Source organism: Pseudomonas brassicacearum (assembly GCF_003732265.1).
GTDB lineage: Bacteria > Pseudomonadota > Gammaproteobacteria > Pseudomonadales > Pseudomonadaceae > Aquipseudomonas > Aquipseudomonas brassicacearum_D.
In genome coordinates this window covers 378,638-393,043 of the sequence record NZ_MOBK01000002.1, presented here as the reverse complement: position 1 = coordinate 393,043, position 14,406 = coordinate 378,638, and the positions used below count along the sequence as shown (strand labels likewise).

General features: G+C 57.6%; 14 protein-coding genes, 4 tRNA genes and 1 riboswitch. Of the genes, 13 read left to right on the top strand and 5 right to left on the bottom strand.

What is annotated here, in order from left to right:
• Nucleotides 1–23: 23 nt before the first annotated feature.
• Together BK660_RS08005 and astE are read left to right on the top strand one after the other, a co-directional pair.
• A complete protein-coding gene (locus tag BK660_RS08005) occupies nucleotides 24–311 on the top strand; it encodes a hypothetical protein (protein WP_046031534.1) in 288 nt (95 codons plus the stop codon).
• A 12-nt stretch (nucleotides 312–323) separates the two neighbouring features.
• A complete protein-coding gene (gene astE, locus BK660_RS08000; protein ID WP_123432855.1) occupies nucleotides 324–1,334 on the top strand; it encodes a succinylglutamate desuccinylase in 1,011 nt (336 codons plus the stop codon).
• Between the two features lie 155 nt (nucleotides 1,335–1,489).
• Here astE and BK660_RS07995 read toward each other — a convergent pair whose 3' ends face one another.
• Nucleotides 1,490–1,999, bottom strand: a complete 510-nt coding sequence (locus tag BK660_RS07995; protein ID WP_123432854.1) for a 6,7-dimethyl-8-ribityllumazine synthase — start codon at nucleotides 1,997–1,999, stop codon at nucleotides 1,490–1,492.
• A gap of 101 nt (nucleotides 2,000–2,100) precedes the next feature.
• Nucleotides 2,101–2,272, bottom strand: a riboswitch (FMN riboswitch).
• A gap of 194 nt (nucleotides 2,273–2,466) precedes the next feature.
• On the opposite strand from BK660_RS07995, the gene ltaE reads away from it, so the two are divergent.
• The 7 genes from ltaE (at nucleotide 2,467) to BK660_RS07960 (ending at nucleotide 8,438) form a co-directional block, all read left to right on the top strand.
• Nucleotides 2,467–3,471: a low-specificity L-threonine aldolase gene (ltaE, locus tag BK660_RS07990; protein ID WP_123432853.1), complete on the top strand. Its 1,005-nt coding sequence runs from the start codon at nucleotides 2,467–2,469 to the stop codon at nucleotides 3,469–3,471.
• 146 nt (nucleotides 3,472–3,617) lie between these two features.
• On the top strand, nucleotides 3,618–6,242 hold the full coding sequence (alaS, locus tag BK660_RS07985; RefSeq protein WP_123432852.1) for an alanine--tRNA ligase: 2,625 nt from the start codon (nucleotides 3,618–3,620) through the stop codon (nucleotides 6,240–6,242).
• A 91-nt stretch (nucleotides 6,243–6,333) separates the two neighbouring features.
• Complete coding sequence (locus BK660_RS07980; protein WP_123432851.1) at nucleotides 6,334–7,575, top strand: aspartate kinase; 1,242 nt, start codon at nucleotides 6,334–6,336, stop codon at nucleotides 7,573–7,575.
• A 188-nt stretch (nucleotides 7,576–7,763) separates the two neighbouring features.
• Nucleotides 7,764–7,952: a carbon storage regulator CsrA gene (csrA, locus tag BK660_RS07975; protein WP_002554426.1), complete on the top strand. Its 189-nt coding sequence runs from the start codon at nucleotides 7,764–7,766 to the stop codon at nucleotides 7,950–7,952.
• A 62-nt stretch (nucleotides 7,953–8,014) separates the two neighbouring features.
• Nucleotides 8,015–8,105 (top strand) — tRNA-Ser (locus BK660_RS07970).
• A 107-nt stretch (nucleotides 8,106–8,212) separates the two neighbouring features.
• Nucleotides 8,213–8,289: transfer RNA gene (locus tag BK660_RS07965), tRNA-Arg, on the top strand.
• 72 nt (nucleotides 8,290–8,361) lie between these two features.
• Nucleotides 8,362–8,438, top strand: a tRNA-Arg gene (locus BK660_RS07960).
• A gap of 19 nt (nucleotides 8,439–8,457) precedes the next feature.
• Here the strand turns inward: BK660_RS07960 and BK660_RS07955 are convergent.
• Nucleotides 8,458–8,976 (bottom strand): cell envelope protein SmpA, encoded by a 519-nt coding sequence (locus BK660_RS07955; protein WP_123432850.1) that lies wholly within the window; start codon nucleotides 8,974–8,976, stop codon nucleotides 8,458–8,460.
• 319 nt (nucleotides 8,977–9,295) lie between these two features.
• Between BK660_RS07955 and mgtE the strand changes: the two genes are divergently transcribed.
• Complete coding sequence (gene mgtE, locus BK660_RS07950; RefSeq protein WP_010457218.1) at nucleotides 9,296–10,738, top strand: magnesium transporter; 1,443 nt, start codon at nucleotides 9,296–9,298, stop codon at nucleotides 10,736–10,738.
• A gap of 103 nt (nucleotides 10,739–10,841) precedes the next feature.
• Here the strand turns inward: mgtE and BK660_RS07945 are convergent, their stop codons facing one another.
• A complete protein-coding gene (locus BK660_RS07945) occupies nucleotides 10,842–11,168 on the bottom strand; it encodes an Arc family DNA-binding protein (RefSeq protein ID WP_003178899.1) in 327 nt (108 codons plus the stop codon).
• A gap of 386 nt (nucleotides 11,169–11,554) precedes the next feature.
• Here BK660_RS07945 and phnN point away from each other — a divergent pair, with 386 nt between their 5' ends.
• Entirely contained in the window at nucleotides 11,555–12,115 is a 561-nt protein-coding gene (gene phnN / locus BK660_RS07940) for a phosphonate metabolism protein/1,5-bisphosphokinase (PRPP-forming) PhnN (protein WP_123432849.1), read from the top strand.
• Here phnN and BK660_RS07935 read toward each other — a convergent pair.
• On the bottom strand, nucleotides 12,090–12,269 hold the full coding sequence (locus BK660_RS07935; protein WP_123432848.1) for a PA3371 family protein: 180 nt from the start codon (nucleotides 12,267–12,269) through the stop codon (nucleotides 12,090–12,092). The genes phnN and BK660_RS07935 overlap by 26 nt on opposite strands.
• A gap of 22 nt (nucleotides 12,270–12,291) precedes the next feature.
• A complete protein-coding gene (locus BK660_RS07930; protein WP_123432847.1) occupies nucleotides 12,292–12,522 on the bottom strand; it encodes a hypothetical protein in 231 nt (76 codons plus the stop codon).
• Between the two features lie 290 nt (nucleotides 12,523–12,812).
• Between BK660_RS07930 and BK660_RS07925 the strand changes: the two genes are divergently transcribed.
• Nucleotides 12,813–12,889, top strand: a tRNA-Arg gene (locus tag BK660_RS07925).
• Between the two features lie 92 nt (nucleotides 12,890–12,981).
• A complete protein-coding gene (gene chrA, locus BK660_RS07920; protein WP_123432846.1) occupies nucleotides 12,982–14,319 on the top strand; it encodes a chromate efflux transporter in 1,338 nt (445 codons plus the stop codon).
• Nucleotides 14,320–14,406 lie beyond the last annotated feature (87 nt).

Below are 14,406 nucleotides of genomic sequence, written 5' to 3'. Positions count from 1 at the left end.
TCTCAAACGAGAGCGTAAAGAACATGAGCGATACCCTGCAGCTGATCCTTGAAGACACCGACGGCACGCAACTGGAAACCTCCTGCACCCGCGTCGCGGTCATGTGGCAAGGCAAAGAGCTGTGGATCCAGCACGATGGCCGTGGCCAACTGCTGATCGGCGTGGACGTTGAAGAAGGTGACGCGGAATACGCCAACCTGCTGCTGCGTCCATTGGCGACTAATCTGGTAAGTCTGCAACTGGAAATGGAACCGGCCGAAGTCGGCGACGAAGACCACGTGCACGGCCCGGATTGCGCACACGACCACTAAGGAAACCGCTCTATGCTCGCCCTCGGCAAACTGCTTGAACTGACCCTCGCCGGCCGTGAACCGGCGGAGAAGACTCAACTGACTGTCGAAGGCGTGCGGATGCGCTGGTTGAGCGAAGGTGCGCTGGAAGTCCGGCCACCTGAAGCGCGCGACAATGGCCTGGACCTGCTGCTGTCAGCCGGTATCCACGGCAACGAAACAGCGCCGATCGAGTTGCTCGATCGCCTGTTGCATGACATCGCTCGTGGCGACTTGAAGCCACGAGCACGCATTCTGTTTCTGTTCGGCAACCCTGAAGCGATTCGCAAGGGCGATCGCTTCGTCGAGCAGGACGTCAATCGGCTGTTCAACGGCCGTCACGAACAAAGCAGCGGCTCCGAAGCCCTGCGCGCTTGTGAGCTGGAGCGACTGGCGGCGAGTTTTTTCAGCCTGCCGGATCGTCAGCGCCTGCACTACGACCTGCACACCGCGATTCGCGGCTCGAAAATCGAGCAGTTCGCTTTGTACCCCTGGAAGGAAGGCCGCCAGCATTCGCGTCAGGAACTGGCGCGCCTGCGTGCTGCCGGCATGGAAGCGGTGCTGTTGCAGAACAAGCCATCCATCGTTTTCAGTTCCTACACCTACGACAAGCTGGGCGCCGAGTCCTTTACCCTTGAACTGGGCAAGGCACGGCCGTTCGGGCAGAACGCCGGGGTCAACGTTTCCCTGCTGGAAACACGCCTGAAACAGATCATCGAAGGCACCGAGCCGGAATCGACCGAAGCGGCACTGGACGGTTTGCAGCTATACAGCGTGGCGCGGGAAATCATCAAGCACAGCGACAGCTTCCGTTTGAACCTGCCGGCGGACATCGAGAACTTTTCCGAACTGGACGTGGGTTACCTGCTGGCGGAAGACATCGCCAATACCCGCTGGATCATCGAAGAAGAGGGCGCCCGGATCATCTTCCCGAACCCCAAGGTGAAGAACGGTTTACGCGCCGGCATCCTGATCGTACCAACCACCGACGAAAACCTGGCCTGACTACAACACATAACAAATGTGGGAGCGGGCTTGCTCGCGAAAGCGGACTGACAGTCAACACATGCGTTGAATGTTAAACCGCTTTCGCGAGCAAGCCCGCTCCCACATTAGGTTTGGGTGAAGGCAGAGACCTCACCCGGACCAAAGATTTTGTATTAAACGGCTACCGCGCGCGGCTCACTACGACGCAATGCACGCATCTTGTGCAGCGTATCCGCGCAGGTCTTCGCCGCTTCCTGGCCTTTATGCAGGAAATGCTCGAAGAAGAACTTCTGGTGCTCTTCGCCGGCATGGAAGTGGTGCGGGGTCAGGGATACCGAGAACACGGGCACTTCGGTTTCCAGTTGCACCTGCATCAGGCCACTGACCACCGACTGGGCGACGAACTCGTGACGGTAGATCCCGCCATCAACCACCAGGGCTGCGGCGACGATGCCGGAATAACGGCCGGTCTTGGCCAGCAACTTGGCGTGCAGGGGCATTTCAAAGGCGCCGCCGACTTCGAAGAAATCGATGTCCGATTCCTGATAACCCTGGGCAATCATCTCGCTGACGAAGCCTTTACGGCTCTGATCGACGATTTCCTTGTGCCAGCAGGCCTGGATGAACGCAACGCGCTCGCCCTGATGGTTTTTGCTTTTGCTATCGATTGCGGTGGGTTGCATGTTCTGACTCCTGTTTATGGTTAAAACAGGGCATATGAATCGAATGGGATTTCAGGGTGCGCACGCTCGCATGAATGCGGCGGACGGCCCTTTGGCGTCAATCCCGTTCTCTCTTCATCCGGACTATGACCGTCGGCCCCGGGATCACACCGGGTCTGCTGACCTTGTCGTCATACACGGCCATTGCCGTGTCTGTCGCCAAGCGCTCGCGGGCTATGCGCATTGCGCGCAATTACCGCCGGTGGGGAGTTGCACCCCGCCCTGAGAACGTTTTGCCGTCAGATTGTCTGGCAGCGCAGCGTTTTTAACACATATTTATGAGCCGCGCATCGCTGCTATCTGATGATTGTTATCGACTTTTTCGCTGACTTGGGGTGTCTTTTGCGGCTCAAGGGTTGATTATTCGTGGTCATGACCGCAGTAATTCCCCCTGAAAGGGATTTCCCCTGCTTACCGAGGCCAGATTCATGAGCGTTATCGATCTTCGCAGCGACACCGTCACCCAACCCTCTGCCGGGATGCTCGACGCAATGGCCTGCGCGGCCACCGGTGACGACGTTTATGGCGAGGATCCGACGGTCAACCGTCTTGAAGCCGAGCTGGCAAAACGTCTGGGTTTCGCCGCAGCGCTGTTTGTGCCGACAGGCACCATGAGTAACCTGCTGGGGTTGATGGCGCATTGCGAGCGTGGCGAGGAATATATCGTCGGCCAACAGGCGCACACCTATAAGTACGAAGGTGGCGGCGCGGCGGTGCTTGGTTCGATTCAGCCGCAGCCGCTGGAACAGCAAGCCGATGGCTCGCTGGACCTGGCCCAGGTGGCCGCCGCGATCAAACCGGACGATTTCCATTTCGCCCGCACCCGTTTGCTGGCGCTGGAAAACACCATGCAAGGCAAAGTGCTGCCGCTGGAGTATCTGGCGCGGGCCCGAAGCTTTACCCGTGAACAGGGCTTGCGACTGCACCTCGATGGCGCGCGGCTCTACAACGCAGCCGTCAAACTGGGGGTTGATGCCCGGGAAATCACGCAGCACTTCGATTCCGTGTCGGTGTGCCTGTCCAAAGGTCTGGGCGCGCCGGTCGGTTCGGTGTTGTGCGGTTCGGTCGAGTTGATCGCCAAGGCGCGCCGTTTGCGCAAAATGGTTGGGGGCGGTATGCGTCAGGCCGGGATTCTGGCGGCGGCAGGCTTGTATGCCCTGGACAACAATGTCCAGCGTCTGGCCGACGACCACGCCAATGCGCAACTGTTGGCCGAAGGCCTGCGCGCGGCGGGTTACGACGTCGAACCGGTGCAGACCAACATGGTTTATGTGCAGATGGGCGACAAGGCCGAAGCGATCAAGACGTTCGCCGCCGAACGCGGGATCAAGTTGAGCGCGGCAGGGCGACTGCGTATGGTCACGCACATGGACGTCAGTCGTGAGCAAATCGGGCAGGTCGTCGCGGCATTCGTCGACTTTTCGCGCAAGTGATAGCGTTAGCGCTCCAATTGACTGTTTCTATCGTATAAACACGCTGTACCCCGCGCGCAGGGCCGATATAATGCGGCCCTTTGCCGTCGCTTCGTCTGTTGACGTTTCGAACAGGCCTTTGGCCGCAGCCTCCGTGGAAGAACCTAATGAAAAGCGCAGAAATCCGTGAAGCCTTCCTTCGCTTCTTCGAAGAGCAAGGCCACACCCGTGTAGCCTCCAGCTCTTTGATTCCGGGCAACGACCCAACCCTGCTGTTCACTAACGCGGGGATGAACCAGTTCAAGGACTGCTTCCTGGGCCAGGAAAAACGTGCGTACACCCGCGCGGTCAGCAGCCAGAAATGCGTGCGCGCCGGCGGCAAGCACAACGACCTGGAAAACGTCGGTTATACCGCCCGTCACCACACTTTCTTCGAAATGCTGGGCAACTTCAGCTTCGGTGATTATTTCAAGCGTGACGCCATCACCTACGCCTGGAACTTCCTGACCTCCGACCAGTGGCTGAACCTGCCAAAGGAAAAGCTCTGGGTCACCGTCTATGCCAGCGATGACGAGGCATACGACATCTGGACCAAGGAAATCGGAGTGCCGGCCGAGCGCATGGTTCGCATCGGCGACAACAAAGGCGCGCCGTACGCGTCCGACAACTTCTGGACCATGGGCGATACCGGCCCGTGCGGTCCTTGCACCGAGATTTTCTACGATCACGGCGCCGACATCTGGGGCGGCCCACCGGGCTCGCCGGAAGAAGACGGCGACCGTTACATCGAGATCTGGAACAACGTGTTCATGCAGTTCAACCGCACCGCCGATGGCGTGTTGCACCCGTTGCCAGCACCGTCGGTCGACACCGGCATGGGCCTGGAGCGGATCAGTGCCGTGCTGCAGCACGTTCACTCGAACTATGAAATCGACCTGTTCCAGAGCCTGCTGAGCGCTTCGGCCAAGGCCATCGGTTGCACCAACGACGCTCAGGCTTCGCTGAAAGTTGTTGCTGACCACATTCGTTCTTGCGGCTTCCTGATTGCTGACGGCGTGCTGCCGTCCAACGAAGGTCGCGGCTATGTGCTGCGCCGGATCATTCGTCGCGCTTGCCGTCACGGCAACAAGCTGGGCGCCAAGGGCAGTTTCTTCTATCAGATCGTTGCGGCCCTGGTCGCCGAGATGGGCGAAGCCTTCCCTGAGCTGAAATCCCAGCAGGCGCACATCGAACGCGTTCTGAAAGCTGAAGAAGAGCAGTTCGCCAAGACCCTGGAGCAGGGCCTGAAAATCCTCGAGCAGGATCTGGCCGACCTCAAAGGCGACGTGGTACCGGGCGACGTAGTGTTCAAACTCTACGACACCTACGGCTTCCCGATGGACCTGACTGGCGACATCGCTCGCGAGCGCAGCCTGACCATCGACGAAGCAGGCTTCGAACGCGAAATGGAAGCCCAGCGCGTCCGTGCCCGTTCCGCCAGCTCCTTCGGCATGGACTACAACAGCCTGGTCAAGGTTGATGTGGCTACCGAATTTACCGGTTACAAAGCGACCAGCGGTTCGGCGAAAGTCGTTGCCCTCTATAAAGAAGGGCAATCGGTCGACGTACTGAGCGAAGGCGAAGAGGGCGTGGTGGTTCTGAACCAGACCCCGTTCTACGCAGAATCCGGTGGCCAGATTGGTGACTGTGGTTATCTGCAAGCCGGCAACAGCCGCTTCGACGTGCGCGACACCACCAAGACCGGCGGCGCCTTCCTGCACCACGGTGTGTTGGCATCGGGCAGCCTGATCGTGGGCGCGCCGGTTGAAGCTCACGTCGAAGCCGACGTGCGTCACGCCACTTCGCTGAACCATTCGGCGACTCACTTGCTGCATGCGGCATTGCGTCAGGTTTTGGGCGATCACGTCCAGCAGAAAGGTTCGTTGGTCGACAGTCAGCGCCTGCGCTTCGACTTCAGCCACTTCGAAGCCATCAAGCCTGAACAGTTGAAGGCCCTGGAAGACATCGTCAACGCCGAGATCCGCAAGAACTCCGCGGTTGAAACCGAAGAAACCGACATCGAAACTGCCAAGAAGAAGGGCGCCATGGCGCTGTTCGGCGAGAAGTACGGCGACAACGTGCGCGTGTTGAGCATGGGCGGCGATTTCTCGGTCGAGCTGTGCGGTGGTATCCACGCCAACCGTACCGGCGACATCGGCCTGCTGAAAATCATCAGCGAAGGCGGTGTGGCATCGGGTGTGCGTCGTATCGAGGCCGTCACCGGTGCTGCGGCGCTGGCCTACTTGAACGCGGCTGAAGAACAACTCAAGGAAGCGGCCAACCTGGTCAAGGGCAGCCGCGACAACCTGATCGACAAGCTGTCGGCTGTGCTGGAGCGCAACCGTCTGCTGGAGAAGCAACTCGAGCAGTTGCAAGCCAAGGCTGCCAGCGCGGCGGGCGACGATCTGTCGGCTGCAGCCCTGGACGTCAAAGGCGTGAAAGTGCTGGCCGTGCGTCTGGACGGTCAGGATGGCAAGGCGCTGCTGGCGCTGGTCGATCAACTGAAAAACAAACTCGGCCGCGCAGTGATCCTGCTCGGCAGTGTCCATGAGGAAAAGGTCGTTCTGGTTGCAGGCGTAACCAAAGACCTGACTGGCCAACTCAAAGCCGGTGATTTGATGAAGCAAGCCGCTGCGGCAGTGGGCGGGAAGGGCGGTGGTCGTCCAGACATGGCGCAGGGCGGCGGTACAGACGCCGGCGCTCTGGATGCAGCATTGGCCCTGACCGTTCCATTTGTAGAGCAGGGTTTATAAGGCCGTGTGTCTGGCCCGCGGTCTAGTAGCGGGCCAGAACGCTGTTTGAGTGATTATTTGGGCGCCCTTCATGGGCAGAGGCGGCTTTGAAATGGCTTTGATCGTACAGAAATTTGGAGGCACCTCGGTCGGCACTGTCGAGAGAATCGAGCAGGTCGCCGACAAGGTTAAGAAATTCCGCGATGCCGGCGATGACCTGGTGGTTGTGCTGTCTGCAATGAGCGGCGAAACCAACCGTCTGATCGATCTGGCCAAGCAAATCAGTGGCGACGACCAACCGGTTCCCCGCGAGCTGGATGTAATCGTTTCCACCGGTGAGCAGGTGACGATTGCACTGTTGGCCATGGCGCTGATCAAGCGCGGCGTGCCAGCGGTGTCCTACACCGGTAATCAGGTACGGATTCTGACCGATAGCGCGCACAATAAAGCGCGTATCTTGCAGATTGATGACCAGAAGATTCGTGGTGATCTGAAAGCCGGTCGCGTAGTGGTTGTCGCCGGTTTCCAGGGCGTCGACGAGCACGGCAACATCACCACACTCGGTCGTGGCGGTTCCGACACCACCGGCGTGGCGCTGGCCGCAGCCCTGAAGGCTGATGAATGCCAGATCTACACTGACGTCGATGGTGTCTACACCACCGACCCGCGTGTGGTGTCCGTGGCTCAGCGCCTGGAAAAGATTACCTTCGAAGAGATGCTGGAAATGGCCAGCCTCGGTTCCAAGGTACTGCAGATCCGTGCGGTCGAGTTTGCCGGCAAGTACAACGTTCCGCTGCGCGTACTGCACAGCTTCAAGGAGGGTCCGGGCACCCTCATTACTATTGATGAAGAGGAAACCATGGAACAGCCGATCATTTCCGGTATCGCATTCAACCGCGATGAAGCCAAGCTGACCATCCGTGGCGTGCCAGACATCCCGGGCGTTGCATTCAAGATTCTCGGCCCGATCAGTGCCGCGAACATCGAAGTCGACATGATCGTGCAGAACGTCGCGCACGATAACACCACCGACTTCACCTTCACTGTGCACCGCAACGACTACCAGGCGGCGCAAGCCGTGCTGGAAAAAACCGCTGGCGAGTTGGGTGCCCGTGAAGTCGTGGGTGACACCAAAATTGCCAAGGTATCGATCGTCGGTGTCGGCATGCGCTCCCACGCAGGCGTGGCCAGCCGCATGTTCGAATCCCTGGCGAAAGAAAGCATCAACATCCAGATGATCTCGACTTCGGAAATCAAAGTCTCCGTTGTGATCGAAGAGAAGTACCTGGAACTGGCTGTGCGCGCTCTGCACACAGCTTTCGAACTGGACGCACCGGCCCGTCAGGGCGAGTGATGCGTTTGCCAAAGGGCGCGGTCTGACCGCGCCCTTTGTCTTTTTTTGAATGGCGCGGCCTAAAACTTTCCTTTTACTCGCGCTGGTCAATACTCAGGCATGTAGGGCTGCGATCATTCTGGTTGTGGGTCGAATGCCTTTTTTTTGCAGACTGTTGTCCCTGAAATGAAATGCGTTAGGAGAAAGGTATGCTGATTCTGACCCGTCGGTGCGCAGAAAGCCTGATCATTGGTGATGGCGAAATCACCGTGACCGTGCTCGGCGTCAAAGGAAATCAAGTGCGTATCGGTGTCAACGCCCCGAAAGAGGTTGCTGTGCATCGTGAAGAAATTTACCTGCGTATAAAGAAAGAGAAGGACGAAGAACCAAGCCATTAATTTTTATCGTTTTTTATGTTTGCAAACGGGGAAAAGGTTGGTTAAGATACGCCCCGTGTTGCGGAGAGCTGGCCGAGTGGCCGAAGGCGCTCCCCTGCTAAGGGAGTACACCTCAAAAGGGTGTCGGGGGTTCGAATCCCCCGTTCTCCGCCATTATTTGCGTAGTACGTTGTAATCTGGCTTCTTCGGTAAGTTGTTGAAATTACTAGAAAAAGTGTTTGACATAGAGATTAGACGGCCTATAATGCGCGGCAACAAATGCACTCGTAGCTCAGCTGGATAGAGTACTCGGCTACGAACCGAGCGGTCACAGGTTCGAATCCTGTCGAGTGCACCATTTAAGAGTTGTTTGCAGTAATGCGAGCGACTTTGCTTCAGCCAGTTGTGGTCTGGTTTAAAAACACAAAATGCACTCGTAGCTCAGCTGGATAGAGTACTCGGCTACGAACCGAGCGGTCACAGGTTCGAATCCTGTCGAGTGCACCAAACACCAAAAAGCCTGCGTCTAACGCGGGCTTTTTGCTGTCTGGGATTTGGCTTTTCCTTTCGTGCATCCTTTCTCATCAAACTCGACCTGTGCGCTACGGCCTCGCTTGGCGTCATAGCGGTAACTCGTTGATGAATTCCTGATACTGATCTTGTCTGGCTTGCCGAGGGCGCTCTCGACGTCCTGCTGACTCATGCCGGCGACGACACGTTGATTGATGATCGCTTCGCGTCGTTCCCTGGCGCTGATCAGATTCCCGCATTTGTCTTCGGCCTGACCCACGATGGTCGGTTCTCTCCTGATGTTTTTCATACCTGATGTTTCGACGGTGTTGGCTTCTGGCATGAGTGCCACCGTGCTGCCGGGTGTGAAAGTGCGCACATCCTGCATCGAAAGGCTCTCTCCGTCCGTGCAGCTCAAGGTGGTGAAGGTGACATGCCCGTTAGCGGCCTCGCAGCGGTGAACTACGCCCGCCTGGAGCCGGAGCGGCAGGCAGAGCAGGGCGGTCAGTAAAAAATAGTATGCAATCGACGGCATTTGACGTCCTCCATGACGGTCGATACCAAGGGTAGCTGCTACATTTTTTGAGGGGGGTGTGTTTTCTTTTCAGAATGAGTCGTCGCATTGGAAGAGATAAGGTGGCGCTCAGGTTTGGCTTGCAAGCGCTTGTTTCAGCCACGATTTTTTAACGTTTAAAACCGTTGGGCGGTGTATCATTGCGCCCGTCAGCCCCGCCGGGGCTTGTGGAATACCTCCATGGACTTACCCAGTAGTTACTCAGTACCCCGTTTCACCAATCATGAATTGACTGATTGATCCTTCCGGCGTGCCCCGCTGCTGGGAGTGGAGTTCGCCTATGTCCGAAGTTGAAGTAAAGAAAACGCAAGAAAGCCTGCAGGACCGCCTCGCTCAAGTTGTTGAGCTGTTGCAGCGTCAGCGGGTCGTCGAAGACCTGACTCATCGCCAGGAAGGTCCGCACCACGACCGGGTCGAGAACCTGGTTCACCGGCAAAACCTCGTCGAGCTGCAACGCAAGCTCGATGATCTGCACTCCGCCGACGTTGCCTACATCCTTGAAGCGCTGCCGCTGGACGATCGTCTGACGCTTTGGCAGTTGGTCAAGGCCGATCGCGACGGCGACATCCTGCTCGAAGTTTCCGACTCGGTCCGTGAAACCCTGATCGCCGACATGGACGATCACGAGCTCCTGGCTGCGGCCAAGGACATGGACGCCGACGAACTCGCTGACCTGGCTTCCGAGCTGCCGCGAGACGTCGTCCACGAGCTGATGGAAACCCTCGATGGTCAGCAGCGTGAGCGCGTTCGCTCCGCGTTGTCCTACGACGAGGAGCAAGTCGGTGCGCTGATGGACTTCGAGATGGTGACCATCCGTGAGGATGTCAGTCTCGAAGTGGTTCTGCGTTACCTGCGTCGTCTCAAGGAGCTGCCCGGCCACACCGACAAGTTGTTTGTTGTCGACTACGACGGCGTGCTCAAAGGCGTACTGCCGATCAAGCGTCTGCTGGTCAACGATCCGGAAAAACAGGTTTCGGAAGTCATGGCCAGCGACCCGGTGAGTTTTCACCCGGACGAGGACGCCTACGACGCCGCTCAGGCGTTCGAACGTTACGACTTGATCTCGGCTCCCGTGGTCGACAAGAACGGCAAGCTGATCGGCCGTCTGACCATCGATGAAATGGTCGACCTGATTCGTGAAGAGAGCGAAAACGAAGTTCTCAACATGGCGGGTCTGCGCGAAGAAGAAGATATTTTCGCGTCAGTCTGGAAATCCCTGCGCAACCGTTGGGCCTGGCTGGCGGTAAACCTGATTACCGCGTTTATTGCATCGCGCGTGATCGGCCTGTTTGAAGGCTCCATCGAAAAACTGGTCGCACTGGCGGCATTGATGCCGATCGTGGCCGGTATCGGTGGCAACTCCGGTAACCAGACCATCACCATGATCGTTCGGGCCATGGCGCTGGATCAGGTCAGTACCGGTAATACCTCGCGCTTGATGCGCAAGGAATTGGCGGTCGGTCTGATCAATGGTCTGGTGTGGGGCGGGGTGATTGGCGTTGTGGCTTATCTGCTTTACGGCAGTTGGTCCCTTGGTGTCGTGATGACGGCCGCCATGACGCTCAATCTGTTACTGGCTGCCCTGATGGGGGTTTTGATTCCGATGACCCTGGCGCGGCTTGGACGCGACCCTGCGATGGGTGCGAGTGTGATGATCACCGCCATGACCGACAGCGGCGGGTTCTTCATCTTTCTCGGGCTGGCGACGATATTCCTGCTCTGACTTGGCCCGCTTCAAGAAACCCGCCCATTCGGCGGGTTTTTTATGGCCAGATTTCAGGCAAAAAAAAGCCAGCGATAATGCTGGCTTGAGCTTTCGGGGTGAATCAGGACGCGTCTGCGGCCATTTCAGCGTCGTGGGCGATCAGCGAAACAAGGGCGTTTTGCTGGCGGTGGGACAGTTGACGGAAACGTTGCAGTAATTCACGTTCATGCAATGACAGCTCCGGGCTGTCCAGGCGCATGCTCAACTCTTCGCCCAATGCACCTTCCTGAATAAGACTCTGCTCAAGGCGTGCAATGATTTCGGAGTTCATGCTGCGATGATGATTGCGAGCCACCTCGGCAATGCGTTCACGCATTCCGTCTGGCAGACGTACGACGAACTTGTCAGCCGTACGGCTGGAATAAATTGCCTGTTTCAATGGGCGCATATATTTAACCGGTTAGTTCAGGGGAGCGGTTCTCGGGATTGGCCGCAGGATGTCTGGTAGGACAAGCTTGCTGGCCAAATGTTCAACCTGAATTGAAAGAGGCCCGCATCATGCCTCAAAGAAGCCAGATCATTGGCGTCAATTCTGTGACAATTATTGAGCCGGGTAAAGGCTTAATGCCAGCACCCCTTGTCAGAAATGTGGACTGGTCGGAAAAGTTTGCCCAGAGCCCCATTGCTGACCGCATCCTTTGCTCCCACAAGTAATGTCTGACGACGCCTGAAGGTGCATGCTATGCGGATTCGATACTTGATCCTTGTCTCTTACAGGATAGTGGCAATTGGCCGATTTACTAGGGGCGGGCGCGTAGTGGGGGGCGATTCAAGATGGATGGCAGGCTGATGTATCTGATGGGGCCCTCCGGATCCGGCAAAGACAGCCTCATTGAAGCGGCTCGAAAACCTTTGCAGTCGATGAACTGCGAAGTGGTGCGCCGGGTCATCACGCGCTCGGCAGAGTCTGTAGGCGAGGACGCTGTCGGCGTCTCCCGCGAGGAATTCCTACAGCGCAAAGACGCGGGTGAGTTCGCGCTGTCGTGGCACGCCAATGGCCTGGATTATGGGATTCCGATTCAGATCGATCAGTGGCTCAAGGATGGCCGGCATGTTTTGGTCAACGGTTCTCGCGGTCATCTAGCCGAGGCGCAACAGCGTTACCCCGGTCTGATCCCGGTACTGTTGACCGTCAAGGATCAAGTGTTGCGCGAACGCCTGGTGCGGCGTGGTCGGGAGAGTCTTGCGGAAATTGAAGCCAGGCTAGGCCGCAATAAACAGTTCGGTGCAGACGATGCGCCAGTTCATCGACTCGATAATTCTGGCGAACTCGCCGTGAGCGTTGCCCATCTCCTGGATTTGCTGAAACTTAACGCAGCACCGGATCGAACTTGATTTTTCGCCCGGCAATCAACGCCAACACAAACAACCCGGCAAAAACGCCGCAGGCAATCAGCGGCAAAGTAACAACCGCCTCCTGAACCAAGGCCAAATGAAGAATGCCGCTCAATAAGGCAAGGATCAAAAATCCTGCGGCTGATTTGGACATGCTGTGCTCCTGATAGGGTGATTCAAAATACAAAGCGTTCGGAAGCCTGCGTTACCGATGGGCCTTCCTGGCTCACATCCTGGCGAATAAACCCGCGCTGATCGCTCATGACCGCCAATTGCGGGGCTTTTTGCAGTTGCAGGTAATGCGGCATGCGTTGAGCAACCTGCACCGCGCTGGTCTCGGGGGCAAAATGAAAAGCCGCCAGGACTGCCAGGGCGATTGCATTCGAGAGTAAAAGGGCGCGGTTCATGAGGCTCACCTCGGTTGTTCTTGAGAACAGTTGAAGCAGCCCGCGTGCCAACAGTTTAACGGCTAATAAATCCTTTAAAAACAAAGAATTAACTTATCCTTTAGGAGTGCCCGCATTGCAAAATGCAATGCTGGCATTTTGAGAGGATGCAATTTGCACGGTAAACAAAGCCACAGCCCGGTGGGGCGCCTGCCTACACTTAAAAAGCCCTACGGACGACATGACAAATCCGGGCCTGCCCGTTAACATGCTCGCCGTCCATCGCACCGCATTTCGTGCGGGCGACATGTGTCTCAGTAGCTCAATTGGATAGAGCATCCCCCTCCTAAGGGGAAGGTTGGCAGTTCGAACCTGCCCTGGGACACCATCTATTTCACGGCGCCTTGCGTAATGCGCCGTTTCTGTCAGTACCCACATCGCACATTCCCTGCTTGTTCGTTTCCAGAGGCTTTGGCGCTAATGGTTGAAGAAGAGCTGTCCAGGCCGGACGCAATCAGTCTTCGTGAGGCGTTCTGGTTCTGGTTGAAGCTCGGCTTCATCAGTTTCGGCGGGCCTGCGGGGCAGATTTCGATCATGCACCAAGAGCTGGTTGAACGGCGGCGCTGGATATCCGAGCGCCGATTCCTGCATGCCCTCAATTACTGCATGTTGCTCCCTGGGCCAGAGGCGCAGCAGTTGGCCACTTACATCGGCTGGCTGATGCATCGCACTTGGGGCGGGGTGATTGCCGGCGCGCTGTTTGTGCTGCCGTCGTTGTTCATCCTGATCGCGTTGTCGTGGATGTACATCGCCTTCGGCGAAGTGCCGGTGGTGGCCGGGCTTTTCTATGGCATCAAGCCGGCCGTGACCGCCATTGTCGTGCAGGCGGCCCATCGGATCGGCTCTCGGGCCCTAAAGAACAATTGGCTGTGGGCGATAGCCGCCGCTTCGTTCACTGCGATCTTCGCGTTCAATGTGCCGTTCCCGCTGATCGTTCTGGGCGCCGCAGTGATCGGCTATGTCGGCGGGCGCCTGGCGCCGGATAAGTTCAGGACCGGTGGTCATGGCGCCGCTAAAAAGTCCTTTGGCCCGGCCTTGATCGATGATGACACCCCATCCCCGGAGCATGCCCGGTTCAGTTGGCCGAAATTGGCAACGCTGGCCCTGATCGGCGCCGCTTTATGGGCGTTACCAATGGGGATTTTGACCATCCTCTTTGGCTGGGAAGGCACCTTGACCCAGATGGGCTGGTTCTTTACCAAGGCAGCATTGCTGACGTTTGGCGGTGCGTATGCCGTGCTTCCCTATGTCTACCAAGGGGCGGTCGGACATTATGGCTGGCTGACACCGACGCAGATGATCGATGGCCTGGCGTTAGGCGAAACCACTCCGGGACCCTTGATCATGGTCGTGGCCTTCGTCAGTTTTGTCGGGGCGTATGTCGCTCAAGTGTTCGGCAGCGATCATGTTTTTCTGGCGGGAGCAGTCGCCGCGTGCCTGGTGACCTGGTTTACCTTCCTGCCCTCGTTCCTGTTCATCCTGGCGGGCGGGCCATTGGTCGAGTCGACCCACAACGAGCTGAAGTTCACCGCGCCACTCACCGCCATTACGGCAGCCGTCGTGGGTGTGATTCTCAATCTGGCGTGTTTCTTCGGCTATCACGTGCTGTGGCCTAAGGGTTTCAGCGGCCAACTCGATTGGCCCTCTGCACTGATCGCGATCGCCGCAGCCATTGCCTTGTTCCGCTTCAAACGGGGCGTCATCCAGGTGCTGATGGGGTGTGCACTCGTGGGTCTGGCAGTGCATCTGCTGCGTTAGAAACAATAAAAGCCCTGCCGGAGACCTCCATCCGGCAGGGCTTTTTTGTGCCTTCAAATAATTAGCCATCGCTTGGGAGCCACTCAG

Bases quoted from the DNA above. Each gene is read 5' to 3' on its own strand.
- chrA (WP_123432846.1), top strand. From the start codon at position 12,982: ATGGTTGAAGAAGAGCTGTCCAGGCCGGACGCAATCAGTCTTCGTGAG.
- phnN (WP_123432849.1), top strand. From the start codon at position 11,555: ATGGATGGCAGGCTGATGTATCTGATGGGGCCCTCCGGATCCGGCAAA.
- BK660_RS07995 (WP_123432854.1), bottom strand. From the start codon at position 1,999: ATGCAACCCACCGCAATCGATAGCAAAAGCAAAAACCATCAGGGCGAG.
- BK660_RS08005 (WP_046031534.1), top strand. From the start codon at position 24: ATGAGCGATACCCTGCAGCTGATCCTTGAAGACACCGACGGCACGCAA.
- mgtE (WP_010457218.1), top strand. From the start codon at position 9,296: ATGTCCGAAGTTGAAGTAAAGAAAACGCAAGAAAGCCTGCAGGACCGC.
- ltaE (WP_123432853.1), top strand. From the start codon at position 2,467: ATGAGCGTTATCGATCTTCGCAGCGACACCGTCACCCAACCCTCTGCC.
- BK660_RS07935 (WP_123432848.1), bottom strand. From the start codon at position 12,269: ATGTCCAAATCAGCCGCAGGATTTTTGATCCTTGCCTTATTGAGCGGC.
- csrA (WP_002554426.1), top strand. From the start codon at position 7,764: ATGCTGATTCTGACCCGTCGGTGCGCAGAAAGCCTGATCATTGGTGAT.
- BK660_RS07955 (WP_123432850.1), bottom strand. From the start codon at position 8,976: ATGCCGTCGATTGCATACTATTTTTTACTGACCGCCCTGCTCTGCCTG.
- BK660_RS07980 (WP_123432851.1), top strand. From the start codon at position 6,334: ATGGCTTTGATCGTACAGAAATTTGGAGGCACCTCGGTCGGCACTGTC.
- astE (WP_123432855.1), top strand. From the start codon at position 324: ATGCTCGCCCTCGGCAAACTGCTTGAACTGACCCTCGCCGGCCGTGAA.
- BK660_RS07945 (WP_003178899.1), bottom strand. From the start codon at position 11,168: ATGCGCCCATTGAAACAGGCAATTTATTCCAGCCGTACGGCTGACAAG.
- BK660_RS07930 (WP_123432847.1), bottom strand. From the start codon at position 12,522: ATGAACCGCGCCCTTTTACTCTCGAATGCAATCGCCCTGGCAGTCCTG.
- alaS (WP_123432852.1), top strand. From the start codon at position 3,618: ATGAAAAGCGCAGAAATCCGTGAAGCCTTCCTTCGCTTCTTCGAAGAG.